Raw genomic sequence first — 15,837 nt, forward strand, 5'->3', positions numbered from 1 at the left:
CCTCACGACGGCGGCCGCCCCGGAGAGCCTTCCGCTGCCGCCCGATCCGGATCCGCCCCGGGCCGGATCCCCCCGCCGGGAGCGTCTGCGCGAGGCGCTGCGCTGGGGCGCGCTGCGGATCGTCGCCCTCGCCGTGCTCCTCGCCGCCTGGCAGGCGGTGGTGTCCGCCGAGGTGTGGCCGCGGGTCCTGGTGCCCTCGCCCGGTGACGTGTGGCGGCAGTTCGTCCTCGCCTCCACCGTGCACGACGGGGTACGCGGCTACGGCGGCCACCTGCTGATCGAGCACCTCGGGGTGAGCCTCGGCCGGATCGGCACCGGCTCGGCGTACGCCGTGCTGGCCGGGGTGCCGCTGGGCCTGCTGATCGGTACGGTCCGGCCGCTGGCTGTCGTGCTGGAACCCGCGGTGACGTTCCTGCGGACCCTGCCGCCCCTGGCGTACCTCTCGCTGCTGGTCATCTGGTTCGGCATCGACGAGGCCCCGAAGATCTGGCTGCTGGTGATCGCGGCGCTGCCGCCGATCGCGGCGGCCACCGCGGCCGCCGTCCGCACGGTCCCCGGCCAACTCGTCGAAGCGGCGCGGGCCTTGGGTTCGGGTCCGGTCGCGCTGCTGCTGTCGGTGCGGCTGCCGTCCGCCCTGCCGGAGATCCTCACGGGCGTCCGGATCGCCGTCGGTGTCGCCTACACCTCGGTCGTCGCGGCCGAGACCATCAACGGCGTACCCGGCATCGGAGGCATGATCCGCGACGCGCAGCGCTACAACCAGACCGCGCTGGTGATCGCGGGCATCCTCGCCATCGGACTGTCCGGGATCGTCCTGGACGCGCTCCTGCGGCTCGTCGAGCGGCTCGCCGTCCCGTGGCGCGGCCGCGCCTGATCCCACCCTCTCCCCCCGCCTTCCCCCGTTCTCCCCACTTCCTTCCGCATCCCCTTCCCCGCCCCGCCCCGCCTCAGACCGGAGACCGTCCATGCCCAGAACCCTGTCCCGCCGCGCCCTCCTGCTCGCCGCGGCCGTCACCCTGACGGCTTCCGCCACCGCCGCGTGCGGGGGTGGCGGGGACACGGCCGACGGCTCCGGCGGGCGGACCACCGTACGGATCGCCTACCAGGCGATACCCAACGCCGATCTGGTGGTGAAGAACCAGAAGCTACTGGAGAAGGCCCTCCCCGAAGCCGACGTGAAGTGGGTGAAGTTCGAGTCGGGCGGGGACGTCAACACGGCCGTCATCGCCGGGGCCGTGGACCTGGGCCTGGCCGGGTCGAGCCCGGTCACCAAGGGCTTGTCCGCCCCGCTGAACATCCCGTACAAGGTGGTGTGGATCCACGACCTGATCGGGGACAACGAAGCACTCGTCGCCAAGTCCGGGATCGGTTCGGTGAAGGAACTGGTGGGCAAGAAGGTGGCCACCCCCTTCGGTTCGACCGCCCACTACTCGCTGCTCGCCGCGCTGACCGCCGCCGGTGTCGAGCCGTCGGCCGTGCAGACCATCGACCTCCAGCCGCAGGACGCGCTCGCCGCGTGGAAGCGCGGGGACATCGACGCCGCGTACGTGTGGACGCCGACGCTGAGCGAACTCACGAAGGACGGCAAGGTGCTCGTCAGCAGCCGTGAGCTGGCCAAGCAGGGCAAGCCGACCGCCGACCTGGGGGTGGTCACGAACGCGTTCGCCGCCAGGCATCCGGAGGTGGTCACCGCCTGGATCAAGGCGCAGGACCAGGCCGTCGCGCAGGCGCGCACCGCTCCGGACGAGGCCGCGAAGTCCATCGGCGCGGAGCTCGGGCTGCCGGCGGCGGAGGCGAAGCGGCAGCTGTCCGAACTGGTGCTGCTGAGCGCGAAGGAGCAGACGGGTCCCGAGTACCTGGGCACGCCGGGCGCCCCCGGCAAGCTGGCGGCGAACCTGCGCGACGCCGCCGTGTTCCTGAAGGGGCAGAAGGCCGTCGACGCGGTGCCGGACGAGGCCGTGTTCGGACGGGCGCTCGCGGTGGAGGAGCTCGGCCGTGCCGCCAACTGACGTGCCGGGTAAGGAGGTCGCGGTCGTCGATCTGGCGGGGGTGTCGGTCCGGTACGGCTCGGCGAAGCAGCCGGTGACGGCGCTCGAAGGGGTGGACCTGCGGATCCGCGCGGGTGAGTTCGTCGTCCTGGTCGGGCCGTCGGGCTGCGGCAAGACGAGCCTGCTGCGCGTGGTGGCGGGCTTCGAGCGGCCCGCCTCGGGCCTCGCCCTGGTCCGGGGCGCCCCACCCCGGCCGGGTGTGGGCGCGGGGGTGGTGTTCCAGCAGCCCCGGCTGTTCCCGTGGCGCACGGTCGGCGGGAACCTCGGCTTCGCGCTGGCCCGGCTCGGGGTGCCCCGCGCCGAGCGGAGCGGGCGGATCGCGGAGCTCCTGGAGCGGGTGGGGCTGTCCGGCATGGCGGGCCGGCGCACGTGGGAGCTGTCGGGCGGTCAGCAGCAGCGGGTGGCGCTCGCCCGGGCCCTGGCGGCGGAGCCCGAACTCCTGCTCATGGACGAGCCGTTCGCCGCGCTCGACGCGCTGACCCGGGAGCGGCTCCAGGAGGAGGTGCGGACCTTGGCCGGGCGGCTCGGTACGACGGTGCTGTTCGTGACCCACTCGGCGGAGGAGGCCGTCCTGCTGGGCTCCCGGGTGCTGGTCATGGCCGCCGGGCCCGGCCGGGTGGTGGCGGAGCTGCCGGTGCCCCTGGACCGCGACCCGGACTCGGACGTCTCGGCGCTGCGGGCCGCTCCCGAGTTCGCCCGCCTGCGCGGCCGGCTGACGGAGACCATGCGCGGCTGAGGCGACCGTCCCAGGGCGTCCCGGGGGCCGTCCCGTCGGGCGGACCGGGCGGCATGCGGGACGGACCGCATGCCCCCGGAACCCGTCCCCGAGGTGCGTGGGGAGGGTGTTCTACGCTGTCCGTGACGATGAGTGAGCGGACGAGCCGCCTTGAGACCGAGGACGCCTGCACGATGAGCCCGAAGCAACAACGCGGCGAAGCCACGGTCGAGCAGGTACTGGACGCGGCACTCGGCCTCTACGCCGCGTCGGGCGAAGCCGGCCTCACCCTCGGCACGATCACGAGGGCCAGCGGGGTCAGCTCCGGAAGCATCTACCACCACTTCGGCAGTCTCGACGGGGTGTTCGCCGCTCTCGCACTGCGCTCGGTGGGCCAGCTCCTGAACGCCCTGGGAACGGCGCTGATCGGCGCGGCCGACGCCCGCTCCGGCATCCGGGCCGTGGTCCTGGCCTACCTGGATTTCGCGCGGAGCCGTCCGGACGAGGCCCGCCTCATCCACTCCGCGACCGCGGACCGCGAAACCATGGCGCGTGCCGGAGAGCTCCGCGACTCCCAGGAGGCCCGGCTGGCACCGATCGCCCTCTGGATCCACGCCCACCAGGAATCCGGCGAACTCGCGCGGCTGCCCGCCCCCGTGATCGAGTCCCTCGTCATGGGTCCGGTCGTCGCCGTCGTCCGCCGCTGGCTCACGGTGGGTGACGTCGACCTGGAGGAAGCCGCCCGTACGCTGCCCGACCGGATCTGGCGCTCCGTCAGTCACGCTTAGGCCCGTCTCCTGCGGGTCAGCCCCGGACGCGGCTGACCCGGCCCTCGTCCCAGACCGGTTCGTCCGTCTCCACCACCCGGCCGTCGGACCGGAAGACCAGGAAGCGGCTGAACACCCGGGCGAACCAGCGGTCGTGGGTGACGGCCACCACCGTTCCGGTGAAACCGGCCAGGGCCTCCTCCAGCGCCTCGGCCGAGATCAGGTCCAGGTTGTCGGTCGGTTCGTCGAGCAACAGCAGGGTCGCCCCCGCGAGTTCCAGCAGCAGGACCTGGAAGCGTGCCTGCTGACCGCCCGAAAGGGTCTCGAAGTTCTGGCGGCCGGCGCCCGCCAGGCCGTAGCGGCTCAGGGCCGACATGGCGCCCTGGAGGTCCAGCCCGGGGCGATCGCCCTCACCGGCGCCGAGGATGTCGGCCGGGGTCCGGCCGGCCCACTCCGGGTGCCGGTGCGTCTGGGCGAACAGTCCGGGCCGGACGCGTGCGCCCAGACGGCAGTCACCGGTGTGTGCCACCGTCGGGTCCGTGTCCGCGCCGGCCTCGTCCAGCAGGCGCAGGAAGTGGCTCTTGCCCGAACCGTTGGAACCGAGCACGCACACCCGGTCGCCGAAGAACACCTCCAGGTCGAACGGCCGCATCAGGCCGCTGAGTTCGAGGTCCTTGCAGGTGATCGCGCGCAGGCCCGTCCGGCCGCCGCGCAGGTCCGGTGCGACCCGCTGCCGGCGTGGTGGCGCGGGCGGCGGACCGGCCTCCTCGAACTTCGAAAGCCGGGTCTGGGCCGCGTGGTAGCGCGAGGCCATCTCGTCACTGATGGACGACTGCTGGCGCAAGGTCCGCACCAGTTCCTTGAGTTGCTCGTGCTTCTCGCTCCAGCGCTGACGCATCTCGGCCGCGCGCTGCCAGCGCGCCTCACGCGCCTCGGCCCAGGTGGCGAACCCTCCGCCGTGGGTCCAGGCCGTGCCGCCCTCCAGCGTCACGACCTGGCCGGCCGTACGGCTGAGCACCTCGCGGTCGTGGGTGATCAGCAGGACGCCCTGCCGGGTCTGCGTGAGCTGTTCCTCCAGCCAGCGCTTGCCGGGTACGTCGAGGTAGTTGTCGGGTTCGTCCAGCAGCAGCAGTTCCGCCGGGCCGCGGAGCAGCGCTTCCAGGACGAGCCGCTTCTGCTCTCCGCCGGACAGCGTGGAGACCTCCCGGTACTGGGCGACCCGGAACGGGCTGCCGAGCGCGGCAACCGTCACGGTGTCCCAGAGCACCTCGTAGTCGTAGCCTCCGGCCTCGCCCCAGTCCACCAGCGCCTGTGCGTACCGGAGTTGGGTGGGCTCGTCCTCCGTCTCCATCATCGCCAGCTCGGCCGTGTCGATGGCGGCGGCCGCGGCCCGCAGCGGTGCGGGCGCGACGGCGAGCAGGAGGTCCCGGACGGTGCGGTCGTCCCGCAGGCTGCCGATGAACTGCGGCATGACCGCGACCGCTCCCTGGCTGCGGAACGATCCGTGCTGCGCCGGGATCTCACCCGAGAGGATGCGCAGGAGCGTGGTCTTGCCGGCGCCGTTGTCGCCGATGAGCGCGACCGTTTGACCGGACGGGACCCGGAACGAGACGTCGTGGAACAGCTCGCGGCCGTCGGCGAGAACATGACCGAGGCCGGCGGCTTCGAGGTAGCCCATGGGAGGAGACCCTAGCGGCCGGACACCGCGTGGGGCCATTCCTTTTCGGCGGACCCGTCCCATGGATTTCCGATGTTCCGACGATTCCTCAATCATCGCGCAGCGGTTGATGATTATGCGACCGATCCGGCTATTCACCCGCCGGTATAAAGGGCGCGTCGATTTCTTGCGTCAATCAGCTGTGTACGGAATGGTTGCGGTCGAAAGAAGCTTCGGGGGTGGTCCAAGCGATCTCCCCTCGGGCCGCGCTGTGCCTGCGCGTTCGCTGATGCCTGCGCGGCGCCCGCCCCCTTTCGTTCCCAGCGTTCCGATCCTCCACGGAAATGCGAGAGTCAGCCATGCCGTCCATTGCCGCCAGGCACTCCGCGGCCCCCGCGCCGCGGTCCGCTCCCGTCACCGTCGCCCTCGTCGGGGCGGAATTCGGATGGGGAAGTTCGGGAAAGCTGAGCGCGGTACTCGCCGCGTTACAGGACCGGTCGGCTCTTCCCCTGCGGTTCGTCGGGCTCGCGTCGGGGCTGGGGCGGCCGCTGCTCGCCGGGCACGCGGTGGACGGCTGGTACGACCTGCCGGACGATCCGGGCCTGTTGGGCCCCTCGGTCCGGGAGTTCGTGCGGTCACAGGAGGTGCGGGCCGCCGTCGTCGTCCTGGACGGTGCGGCCGCGAAGGCCCTGCTGGCCGCCGGAGTGCCCACGGTCTTCGTCGACAGCCTGCCCTTCCTCTGGTCCGAGGGCGACCGGCCCGCACTGCCGCTGGACGCGACGGTGTACTGCGCCCAGAAGAGCGTCGAGCTGCCGCCCGAGTGCCTGGAGGTCCTGGCCGACGCCCGGGAGCTGCGCTGGGTCGAGGCGGTCATCGCCCGGCCCCGCGCCTCGGCACCTGAGGGCGGCGCCCGGCGGAACACGGGCCGCCCGTACCGCAGGGCGCTGGTCAGCCTGGGGGGTCTGCGGGCGCCGAACCTCGCTGATCCGGAGCACTATCCGCGCCTGGTCGTCCCGGCCGTCCTCGAAGCCCTCGCCGCCCACGGCATCGAGGAGGTGCACATCGCCGGCAACCTGCCCCGCGACCTGGCGGGCCGGCTCGTCGACTCTTCGACCGCCCCGCCCCGGACGACCGCCGGCCCGCTCGGGCACGGCGCGTTCCTGGAACGGCTGGACGCCTGTGACGTCCTCCTCACCTCGCCGGGGCTGACCACCCTGCTGGAGGCGGGCGGACTGGACGTCCCCACCGTCTGCCTGCCGCCGCAGAACCTCAGCCAGATCTTCAACGGCCGCTACCACAGCCGGGCACTCGGGGCCCCGCTGCGGGTCCTCTGGCCCAAGGAGGTGCTCGTCGAGGAAGACGCGGTGGCCCTCCGCTCCGAGAGCGAGGACCACGCCCTCCGGCTGATCTACGGGGCGATCGCCGCGGCGGCACGGGGCGACGGCCGGCAGGCCGTCGGCCACGCCCTGCGCGACGGCGTCCTGGACGCGCTGCGCCGTTCCGCCGGCGTCGAGGACTGGGGCGCGCTCACGACCACGGTCGGCACCGGCGGCGCGGCCCAGGTGGCCGACGCACTGCTCGGAGTCCTGGGCACGGCCGGTCCGCTCGCCTGACCCGGTCGGCCGGCGGGCCGCGGCCCGCCCGTGACCACCCGTCGCCGTACCACCCGCCCCATGAGTCGCCTGGAAGGTCTCCGTCCCCGTGCGTACACGCGATCGCTACCTCTTCATCCGGATCCTGGAAGCCTGCAACGCCGACTGCTTCATGTGCGAGTTCGCGCTCTCCCGCGACACGTTCCGCTTCTCCCTGGAGGACTTCGACGACCTGGTGCCCAAGGCCAGGGAAGCCGGCGTGGGCTACGTCCGGTTCACCGGGGGCGAACCGCTGATGCACCCGGACGTGGTGGAGCTGGTGCGCGCGGGCACGGACGGCGGGATGAAGATGTCCCTCATCACCAACGGCTCGCTGCTGCCCCGGATGGCCGCCCCCCTGGCCCGGGCCGGCCTGGCCCAGGTGATCGTCAGCCTCGACGGCGCCTCGGGCGCCACCCACGACGTCTACCGGCGCTCCCCCGGCATGTTCGACAGCGGGCTGCGGGGCCTGCGGGACGCCGCCGCGCTCGGCGTGCTGCCCAGGGTCAACACCGTGGTCGGGCCGCACAACTACACGGAGGTGCCTCGTCTGCAGGAGGTCCTGACGGAGGCGGGGGTGCGCCAGTGGGAGCTGTCCGCCCTCAAACTCGACCGCACGATCACCTACCCCGACGCCGATCACGTCCGCAGCGTCTGCGATCCGGTGTACGACGCCGACCCGGCCGCCCTGCTGGTGCCGATGGGCAAGCGCTTCTACGGCGACACCCCGCAGGAGCAGGAGCGGTACTTCACCCGGTCCGTCACACCGCGCGCCGCCGAGCCCGTGTGCCACGTCGCCGACGACGTGATCTACGTGGACGGCAAGTTCGGCCGGATGTTCGCGTGCAGCTGCATCCCCCACCGCGAGGGCGACGACGGGCCCGGTGGCGCACCCCTGCGGGAACAGGGGGTGATCCGGCTCGACACCCCGGCGTTCCGCTCCCACGCCGGCTGGTTCCGCGAGAACGGCCCCGAGGTGTGCAGCGGCTGTTCCACCACCGCCGCCGGATACAGCGACGACGTGGCCCGGCTCGGGGCGGTGGGGGCATGGCACTACTGACCCCGGCCCGGGCGGCCGCTGCCGCGCCGGACGGCCGTGCGGGGCCCGGCCCGCGGGTGCTGCTGAGCGCCCGCGAGGACCAGCTGGACTCGGCCCTCGCCCTGCGCCGGGTGGCCGCGCACCTCGGCGACCTCCGCCGGACCGGCTGGTCCGCGCTCGAACCGCCCCCGGTCGCGGCGCTGGTCTGCGACGACGTGGCCGCCACCGAGCGGCTCCTGGACCTGGGCGTTCCGGTCGTGCACCTGCGATCGGGCCATTGCGGCCCGGCCGCCGACGGCGCACCGCCGGGGCGTGCCCTCGGACGGGTCCACCGGCCGGGATGGCTGCCGTCTCCCGGGCACCCGATCCCCGGCGCACGGTCCACCGGGGTCCTCGCGCCGCGCCGCACCGGGCTGAGCCGGAGCCGCTCGGGCACCCTCGTGATGCTGTCCCTGTGGGGCGTACCCGACGCGGACGCGGAGGCCTTCGCGGCCGGAGCGCTGCGGGAGCTGGCCGCCGCCGCACTGCACCGCACCGGGAGCTGCACGGTGGTCACCGATACCGGGCTCGGTCTCCTGCGGTCCGCCCTGGCGGAGCGTCCGGACGTACGGGTGCTCCGGGCCGCCGACGCGGACCCCGACGCCCTCCATGCCGACGCCGCCGTGTTCCTGGCCTCGCCGGTACTCGGGGCGCTCGCGCTCGCCCAGGCGCGCAGGGCGCCGCTCGCCCTGCTGCCCGCACTGGGGCCCGCCCAGCGGGATCTGGCCGACCAGCTCGGCCGGGTCCTGCCGCAGCTGCCCTTGGCCGACGATCCCGACGACCCCGGCCTGTGGGCCCCGCCGGCGGGGGCCGCCGGGCCGTGGCACCTGCTCGACCCCGCCCTGGACGACCTGCGCGGGGCGCAGCGGGTCGCCCGGGTCCTGCGCCAACTCGCGCTCGCCCCGCTGTGAGCCCTGCCCCCGCCCCGCCCCGGGCGCCGTCATCCTCCCGGTCCGGCCCCGCCGGTGCCGGCCACCTCACCCACCTCACCCACGTCGTCCGCGCCGTGCTGGAGCCGCCATGTCCGACACCCTCCGCGAACCCGCACCTGCCACCCGCCCCGAGCTGATCCGCCCCAGGGTCCCGGAGACCGACTGGGACGACTGGCGCTGGCACATGCGCCGGCGCATCACCAACGTCGAGAAGGCCAGGCAGTGGATCAACCTGAGCGCCGACGAGGAGGAGGCGATCGCCGGTGTGGCGGGCAAGTACCGCTGGAGCGTCACCCCGTACTACGCCTCCCTGATGGACGCGGACGACCCCGGCTGCCCCGTCCGGCAGCAGGCGGTTCCGGCTCTCGGCGAGCTGATGGAGTTCCCCGGTGCTGAGGTCGACCCGGTCGGGGACACCTACTACCGCAAGACCAACCGGGTGGTGCACAAGTACCCGGACCGGGTGATCATGCTGATCACCGAGGCCTGCCCGGTCTACTGCCGCCACTGCACGCGCAAGTTCCACACGACCGACGTCGACGGCACCTACTTCCGTGACGACGAGGGCGGCTCCTTCGACGAGGACCTCCGGTACATCGCCGACCACCCCGAGATCCGGGACGTCCTGCTCACCGGCGGCGACCCGCTGTCCTACCAGGACGGCAAGCTGGAGGAGATCGTCGCCGGGCTCCGGGCGATCCCCAGCGTGGAGATCATCCGGATCGGCAGCAGGTTCCCCGTGCTGCTGCCACAGCGGATCACCGAAGACCTCTGCTCGATGCTCTCCCGCTACCACCCGGTCTGGCTGAACACGCACTTCAACCATCCGAAGGAGATCACGCCGGAGGCCGCCGCGGCCGTGGACCGCCTGCTGCGGCACGGGATCCCCGTCGGGAACCAGACGGTGCTGCTGCGCGGGATCAACGACGACGTCACCACCATGCGGACCCTGATGACCGAGCTGCTGCGGATCCGGGTCCGGCCGTACTACCTCTACCACTGCGACAACGTCACCGGGGTCTCGCACTTCATGACGTCCGTGGAGAAGGGGTGGGAGATCATGGCCGGCCTCCAGGGACACATCACGGGGTTCGGCGTCCCCCAGTACGTCCTGACCACCAGGATCGGCAAGATCCCGATCGCGCAGCCCTCCTTCACCCCCACCCCCGACGGCCTGCTGCTCCGCAACTACCGAGGCCAGGAGATGGTCGTCGACGGTGAGGCGCAGCCGATCACGGAGTCCGGTACGCGATGAGCACCCTCGACAAGCGGCTCGGGCAGCGCTTCCTGCCCTACGGAGCGAACTACCTCGACTGGTCCGACATGTCGGAACTGCGGAAGGTGATCGAGCACCAGGTCCTGTTCCGGTACCAGACGGAGACCGAGAGCATGGCCTCCCGGCTGGAGCGGACCGTGGCCGAACGCCTGGGTGCGGGCCACGCCCTGGCCGTCCACAACTGCACGGAGGCGCTGAGGCTGGCGCTGATCTCCACCGGTCCGGCCGTCGGCGACCTGGTGCACGTCCCGGCGGTGACGTTCGTCGCGGTGGCCGGCGCGGTGCTGTCGTGCGGCCTGATCCCGGTGCTGGTCGACGCCGACGACTCGCTCTCCATGGACCCGACGCTGCTGCCGGCGGACGCCCAGCGGGTCATCACGGCCCATATGGAGGGCACCGTGGCCCCGCTGCCGACGGGCGTGCCCTACCTGGTCGAGGACTGCGCGCAGTCGCTCGGCGCGCGCTTCCCCGACGGCCGGTACGTCGGGACGGCCGGCTACGCGGGGACGTTCAGCTTCCACCACAACAAGGTCCTCACCTCGGGCGAGGGCGGGCTGGTCGTCACCGACGACGACGGCGCCTGGGCGACCATGCGCCGCTACCACGACCACGGATCGGCCCGGATCCCCGGCCACTATCCGACGTGGGACCAGGACGCCCACTTCGGGGAGAACTTCGTCACCAGCGAGCAGGTCGCGGCCGTCCAGTGCCAGCAGTTCCGGCACCTCGACGAGCTGCTCGCCGGGCTGGAGCGGATGTACGCCATCGCCATGGCCGAGCTGCCCGACCGGCCCGACCTGGAGGTCCGGCCCCGGGCCGTCGGCGACGTGAAGGTCAGCCTGCGGTTCCGGTGCGAGAGCAAGGAGCTGCGGGACGCCGCGGTGGCGGCGCTCACCGCGGCCGGGATCGCCAACTGGACGCTCGGAAAGTACCTGTTGCCCGACCATCCGGTGCTCACCGGCCGCCGTTCGCTCTACCGCGACGGCTTCCCGTGGAACCACGCGCCCGAAGGTCCGCTCCTCCTCAGCCGCGACGGCTTCGCCCGGACCAGGGACCTGCTGGACCGCACCCTGTGCGTGCCGCTCTCCCCGGAGCTCCCGGAGGCGGAGCAGGCCGTCGCGGCCAAGGCCGTCCGCCAGGTACTGGAGGCGGTGTGAGCGGCGAGGAGGTGCTGCTGATGGTGGACGACCGGCCGTCGTCCTTCACCCGCTACGCGGCCCGGGAGCTCGCCGGCCGGCTGGTCCTGCTGCGGTTCGCCGACACCCGGCCGGACCTGCCGGAGGACTACCTGCTGGAGACCGCGCACCTGCCCGCCTTCTGGGTGCGCGAGGGCGTCGACACGGCCGAGGAGGCCCGGCGGTACCGGGAGTGGGCGGCCGGGCTGCCGGTGCCGCCGACCAGGTTCTGCAATCCGTCGGAGCCCCGGCAGGCCGCGTCCCAGCGGTTCGCGGCGCTCGCCGGCCTGCCGCACCTGACCGAGGAGCAGGTGTCCCTGGTCCGGGACAAGGCCGTCATGAAGGCGTGCTTCCGGGAACTGGGCCTGCGGACCGCGGAGTTCGCCCGGGTGCGGTCGGGCGCCGACGTCGGGCGGTTCGCCGCCCGGCACGGCTGGCCGGTGGTCCTCAAACCGGTGGACTCGTTCGCCTGCGTGGACACCTACCGGCTCACCGGGCCGGGCGGCCTCGCCGGAATCGACCTCGCGGCACGGGACTGGATGGTGGAGGCGCACCTCGGAGGCACCGAGTGGGAGGTCTGCGCGCTCGTCCTCGACGGCGAGGTGCTCGACGCCTGGCCCAGTGCCATGCCCTGCCGTCCACTGGACATCGTCGACGGCGCGATGAACGCCAACATCAGCGTCGGCACCGGCGAGGGTCCGCCCGTCGACGTGCGGGCCCTCGTCCAGCGCATCGTGACCGGGATGGGCATCGACCACGGCTACGTGCACATGGAGTTCTTCCTGATCGACGGCGAGGTGTACGCGGGCGAGATCGGCGTCCGTCTCGCGGGCTGCGAGATCCCCGCCAACCACGGCCACGCGTACGGATTCGACGTGTTCGCCGCCACCCTGGCGGTCTACCTCGGCCGCCGCCCGGACCTCGGCCACCGCGAACGCCGCTGCGCCGGCGACCTGCTGCTGCCGCTGCCCGGCACCGGGCTGGTCCGGCGGATCACCTCGCGGGAGGAGCTCCTGGAGATGCCCGGAGTCATCGACGCCGTGCTCAAGGTCCGCGCCGGAGACACGGTGACGGCCCGCCGTGCCTCGCACAACGCCTCGGGGTACGCCCACGTCGTGGGAGCGTCGGTCGGGGAGGTGGAGAGCCGCATGCGGGAGGTGCTCGCCCGGTTCGCGATCGAGGTGTCGGCGCCGATCGAGGTGTCGGCGCCGCTGGAGGCCGGCGCCGTCCCCACCTGATCCCCGCCCCCGCCGCCCGCCCGGACGGCGGCCCGGCACCCGAGTCGGCCGCCCCGTGCGGCCGTGGAACGGAGACCGACCACGTGACCAGCGGCCTGCCCCGTCGCTTCCTCGACCTGCTCACACGTCCCCGGGTGGCCGGGGCGGCCTGGTGGAGCGTCGTCTCCCGGCTGCCCGTCTACCTGATGTCGCTGGCCCTCGTACTGACCGTCCGTGAGCAGGGCGGCAGTTACGCCCAGGCCGGGCTGGTCGCCGCGCTGTACACGCTGGGGATGGCCCTCGGCAGCCCGCTGATCGCCCGCCGCCTCGACCGCAGCGGCCGCTCGGCGGTGCTGACCGTGACCGCCCTCGCCTACCCGGCGGCGCTCGCCGTCCTGGTGTGGGCGACCCGCCCGGGTGGCTGGGCCCAGCCCGTGGCGGCGGTCGTCGCGGGGGTGGTGCTGCCGCCCGCGAACGCCTGCATGCGCTCGCTCTGGGCGCGGTTGCCGCTCCGGGAGGAGGAACGCGAGACGGCCTACCTGTGGGAGGCGCTGCTCACCGAGGTCCTGGTGATCGGCGCGCCGCTGATGCTCGCGGCGCTGATGCTGGGCGGCTCGGCGGGCCTGGCGTTGACGGTGATCGCGGTGGTGGGCGGCCTGGGCACGCTCGGTCTCGCCTTCACCCGGCTGCCGGCCGGCACCGAGGGCGCCCCGGCGGCCGCTCCGAAGGAGTCCCGGCACCCGCTGGGACCGCTCCGGGAGCCGGCCCTGCTGGCGCTGACCGGCATCATGGCCGTCTCCGCGGTACCGATCGGCCTGCTGACGCTGGCGATCCCGGCCTTCGTCGACGGGCACGGGGCTCCGGGCGGTGCGGGCGTGGTGTACGCCTGCTGGGGGGTCGGCAGCGCCCTCGGTGCCGTCTGGCTCGGCCGGTCCCAGTCCCAGGTCGCACCCCAGGCGCGCCTGCCGCGGCTGCTGCTGGCCTACGCCCTCGGCACCGGGCTGACGCTGCTCGCCGGTTCCCAGCTGGGCCTGGCCGTGGCGCTCGCGGTGGGCAGCGTACCCATCGCCCTGGTCTCGGCCACCGAGATGAGCCTGGTGAGCGGTATCGCCGACGGCCGGTCCATGGCGGAGGCGTTCACCTGGGCGTCGCTGGCCACCGTCCTGGGCGACGCCCTGGGCCAGCAGGCCGGCGGGCTGCTGATGGACCCGTTCGGGCCGCGGGTGGTGTTCGCGGTGGCGACCGGGACCGCGCTGGCCGGCGCCGGGCTGGCCTTCGCCTGCCGGGGGTTGCTGACCCGGCAGGCGGCGTCGACCGTGAAGTGCGTGGCATGACGGCCGGAGCCGCCACCCGGGGCCCGCCACCCGCCCGTTCGCCGTCCCCCGCTCCCAGCCGCTCCCCCTTCCCTCCCGCCCCGACGCGGACAACACGAGGTGGTCCACCATGAACGCCGCCCTCACCGACCAGCGCCCCGACCGGGGGTCAGGTCCGGTCCCCCTGTTCCGTCCGGTCACCGTGCGCGCGTTCCCGGGAGCCGTCCGGGAGTTCCTGGAGTCCCCGCGGCTCCGGGCGGTACCGGTCCCGACCGAGGACCGCGCCGATCTGGCGGAGAGCGTCGAGCTCGCCGCCCGGCTGTACGGCGCTCTGCGACAGCCGCACCCGCTGGACACCGGGATCGTCCTGGGCGGGGCGCGGTTGCCCGAAGGGACCGCGGAGCTGGCCCGCCCGTTCGCCCGGACGTGGGTGGGCGAGGAGGAGCTGGCGGACGTCGCGGGGTTCCGGGCCCGGCACGGCGGTTCGCTGCTGATCGTCGGCAGCTACGACCGGCTCACCCTCGACCCCGTCCGGGCCCTGCTCATGGCGACCTACCGCGGCCCGCGGCACGGACTGACGCTGCTGAGCGGCCGTGACGGCGCCTCGGTCTGCTGGAACGTGGCCAAGCAGTACGCGGAGCCGGCCCTCGACGTCGACGCGCTGGGCCTGTTCACCGACACCGACCGGCCGCCCCGGCTGCCCGGCGTCCAGGTCTTCGACGACCGCGACTTCGAGCGTGCGGACATCCAGGCGGAGATCCTCGGCACCCGGTGGCGGCGGGTGGGATTCCAGGGGCACGGCAAGGACGACAGCGTCAACCTCGGCGAGTTCACCATCTGCGGTCTCAACGGCTCGGTGCCGGCCGTGCCCGGACTGCTCGGCCCGCGCTGCGCGTACGGCCTGCCCTGCTACAAGCCGGAGGACAAGCTGGTCCCCCTCAACCGGGTGGAGGCCGTGGAGCTGGTGCTCAGCGCGTGCAACAGCGGCCCGCTCGCGGACCTGGCCCTGTACGACCCGAAGTACCAGCTGCTGCTGAACGCGCTCGACGGCCCGGCCCGCACGGTGGTCTCGGCCGTGTCGGTGCACGACTCCGACCGGCCGGAGAACGTCGCCTGGATGCACGGCGCCCTCGTCGGCGCGGACTCGGTCGACACCCTCAACGCCAGCCTGGCCGGCTCGCACCCCTACCCGGCGTTCATGCGCTTCGGACTGCCGGGGGCACCGGAGGACACCCCGGCGCCCCCCGCTCCGGCGGACCACCGGCCCGATCCGCTCCTGCTCACCGTGGGCGGCCGGCTCACCGCGTACCTCGCCTCGGACCTGCTGCCGCACAACCACCCGCTCCGGCCCCGGCTGACCAAACTGGCCCGGAAGGTCGACCTCTGGGTGGCCAGGCCCACCCATCTCGCCGACCAGTCCCCCGAGCAGATCGACGCCTCGCTCACCGCGGACCTGCAGTCCCTGGACCACGTGATCACCGAGCAGGTCGCGGCCCATCCCGAGACCGAGCTGATGAACTACCCGGCGCACTTCGGCGACCGCAGCAGCCTGGACCCCCAGGTCCTGGAGGTCACCTGCCACTGCGGCCGGCCCGCGCAGGAGTTCACCCGGCGGGGCCTGCTCCCGCACGTCCTGGACACCACGTGCGCCGTCTGCATGCGGTGCGGCGACGTCACCTTCCGGATCCCGGACGCCCCCGCGCTGCTCGCCCACGCCGCGGACGAGGTCGAGCAGGGCGGGGTGCTGGAGGTCAGGGCCACGGTCACCGCGGCCCGGACCGGCCCGGTCCGGCTCGGCCTCTTCGTCCCGGGCTACCTGCGGGAGGACACGACCGTGGAGCCGGCCACGACCAAGGTGCGGCTCACCGGCGGACGGCCCGAGGAGGTCTCCTTCCGGGTCCGGTTCGCTCCCGGCACGGCGCCGCAGGCCTACTACTTCACCGTGTTCGCCGTGCAGGACCTCGCCGTCTCCACGGCCCGCCGCCACTTCGGCGTCGTCCCCCGGACCCCCTGACCCACCTCCGGTAC

General features: G+C 73.5%; 13 protein-coding genes. 12 read left to right on the plus strand and 1 reads right to left on the minus strand.

The features are described 5' to 3' along the window. Nucleotides 1-85 precede the first annotated feature (85 nt). The 4 genes from ABZZ17_RS16610 to ABZZ17_RS16625 all read left to right on the plus strand — a co-directional run bounded on the left by ABZZ17_RS16610 (nucleotide 86) and on the right by ABZZ17_RS16625 (nucleotide 3,551). Nucleotides 86-874: an ABC transporter permease gene (locus tag ABZZ17_RS16610; protein ID WP_356876676.1), complete on the plus strand. Its 789-nt coding sequence runs from the start codon at nucleotides 86-88 to the stop codon at nucleotides 872-874. A 91-nt stretch (nucleotides 875-965) separates the two neighbouring features. Beyond that, on the plus strand, nucleotides 966-2,009 hold the full coding sequence (locus tag ABZZ17_RS16615; protein ID WP_356876512.1) for an ABC transporter substrate-binding protein: 1,044 nt from the start codon (nucleotides 966-968) through the stop codon (nucleotides 2,007-2,009). Continuing rightward, entirely contained in the window at nucleotides 1,996-2,784 is a 789-nt protein-coding gene (locus ABZZ17_RS16620; RefSeq protein ID WP_356876514.1) for an ABC transporter ATP-binding protein, read from the plus strand. The genes ABZZ17_RS16615 and ABZZ17_RS16620 overlap by 14 nt, the downstream gene beginning before the upstream one ends. Before the next feature lie 173 nt (nucleotides 2,785-2,957). Continuing rightward, nucleotides 2,958-3,551, plus strand: a complete 594-nt coding sequence (locus ABZZ17_RS16625) for a TetR/AcrR family transcriptional regulator (protein WP_356876678.1) — start codon at nucleotides 2,958-2,960, stop codon at nucleotides 3,549-3,551. 16 nt (nucleotides 3,552-3,567) lie between these two features. Here the strand turns inward: ABZZ17_RS16625 and ABZZ17_RS16630 are convergent, their stop codons facing one another. Then, the gene (locus ABZZ17_RS16630) at nucleotides 3,568-5,208 is read right to left on the minus strand and encodes an ATP-binding cassette domain-containing protein (RefSeq protein ID WP_356876516.1); all 1,641 of its coding nucleotides are present in this window, start codon (nucleotides 5,206-5,208) and stop codon (nucleotides 3,568-3,570) included. A gap of 338 nt (nucleotides 5,209-5,546) precedes the next feature. Between ABZZ17_RS16630 and ABZZ17_RS16635 the strand changes: the two genes are divergently transcribed. The 8 genes from ABZZ17_RS16635 to ABZZ17_RS16670 all read left to right on the plus strand — a co-directional run bounded on the left by ABZZ17_RS16635 (nucleotide 5,547) and on the right by ABZZ17_RS16670 (nucleotide 15,823). Beyond that, complete coding sequence (locus ABZZ17_RS16635) at nucleotides 5,547-6,800, plus strand: hydroxymethylcytosylglucuronate/cytosylglucuronate synthase (RefSeq protein ID WP_356876518.1); 1,254 nt, start codon at nucleotides 5,547-5,549, stop codon at nucleotides 6,798-6,800. 88 nt (nucleotides 6,801-6,888) lie between these two features. Further along, a complete protein-coding gene (gene blsE / locus ABZZ17_RS16640; RefSeq protein ID WP_356876520.1) occupies nucleotides 6,889-7,878 on the plus strand; it encodes a cytosylglucuronate decarboxylase in 990 nt (329 codons plus the stop codon). After that, nucleotides 7,866-8,807 (plus strand): CGA synthase-related protein, encoded by a 942-nt coding sequence (gene blsF, locus ABZZ17_RS16645; protein ID WP_356876522.1) that lies wholly within the window; start codon nucleotides 7,866-7,868, stop codon nucleotides 8,805-8,807. The genes blsE and blsF overlap by 13 nt, the downstream gene beginning before the upstream one ends. A gap of 109 nt (nucleotides 8,808-8,916) precedes the next feature. After that, nucleotides 8,917-10,083 carry an arginine 2,3-aminomutase gene (blsG, locus tag ABZZ17_RS16650; RefSeq protein ID WP_356876524.1) on the plus strand — a complete coding sequence of 389 codons (1,167 nt, stop codon included), beginning with the start codon at nucleotides 8,917-8,919 and terminating at the stop codon, nucleotides 10,081-10,083. Further along, entirely contained in the window at nucleotides 10,080-11,261 is a 1,182-nt protein-coding gene (locus ABZZ17_RS16655; RefSeq protein WP_356876526.1) for a DegT/DnrJ/EryC1/StrS family aminotransferase, read from the plus strand. Before blsG ends, ABZZ17_RS16655 begins: the two co-directional genes overlap by 4 nt. Continuing rightward, nucleotides 11,258-12,517, plus strand: coding sequence for an ATP-dependent carboxylate-amine ligase (locus tag ABZZ17_RS16660; protein ID WP_356876528.1), 1,260 nt, complete (start codon nucleotides 11,258-11,260; stop codon nucleotides 12,515-12,517). Before ABZZ17_RS16655 ends, ABZZ17_RS16660 begins: the two co-directional genes overlap by 4 nt. Nucleotides 12,518-12,600: 83 nt before the next feature. After that, nucleotides 12,601-13,830 carry an MFS transporter gene (locus ABZZ17_RS16665; RefSeq protein ID WP_356876530.1) on the plus strand — a complete coding sequence of 410 codons (1,230 nt, stop codon included), beginning with the start codon at nucleotides 12,601-12,603 and terminating at the stop codon, nucleotides 13,828-13,830. Nucleotides 13,831-13,939: 109 nt separating this feature from the next. Then, on the plus strand, nucleotides 13,940-15,823 hold the full coding sequence (locus tag ABZZ17_RS16670; protein ID WP_356876532.1) for a hypothetical protein: 1,884 nt from the start codon (nucleotides 13,940-13,942) through the stop codon (nucleotides 15,821-15,823). The last annotated feature ends 14 nt before the right edge of the window (nucleotides 15,824-15,837 follow it).

The sequence above is a fragment of the Streptomyces sp. NPDC006512 genome, assembly GCF_040611935.1.
GTDB lineage: Bacteria > Actinomycetota > Actinomycetes > Streptomycetales > Streptomycetaceae > Streptomyces.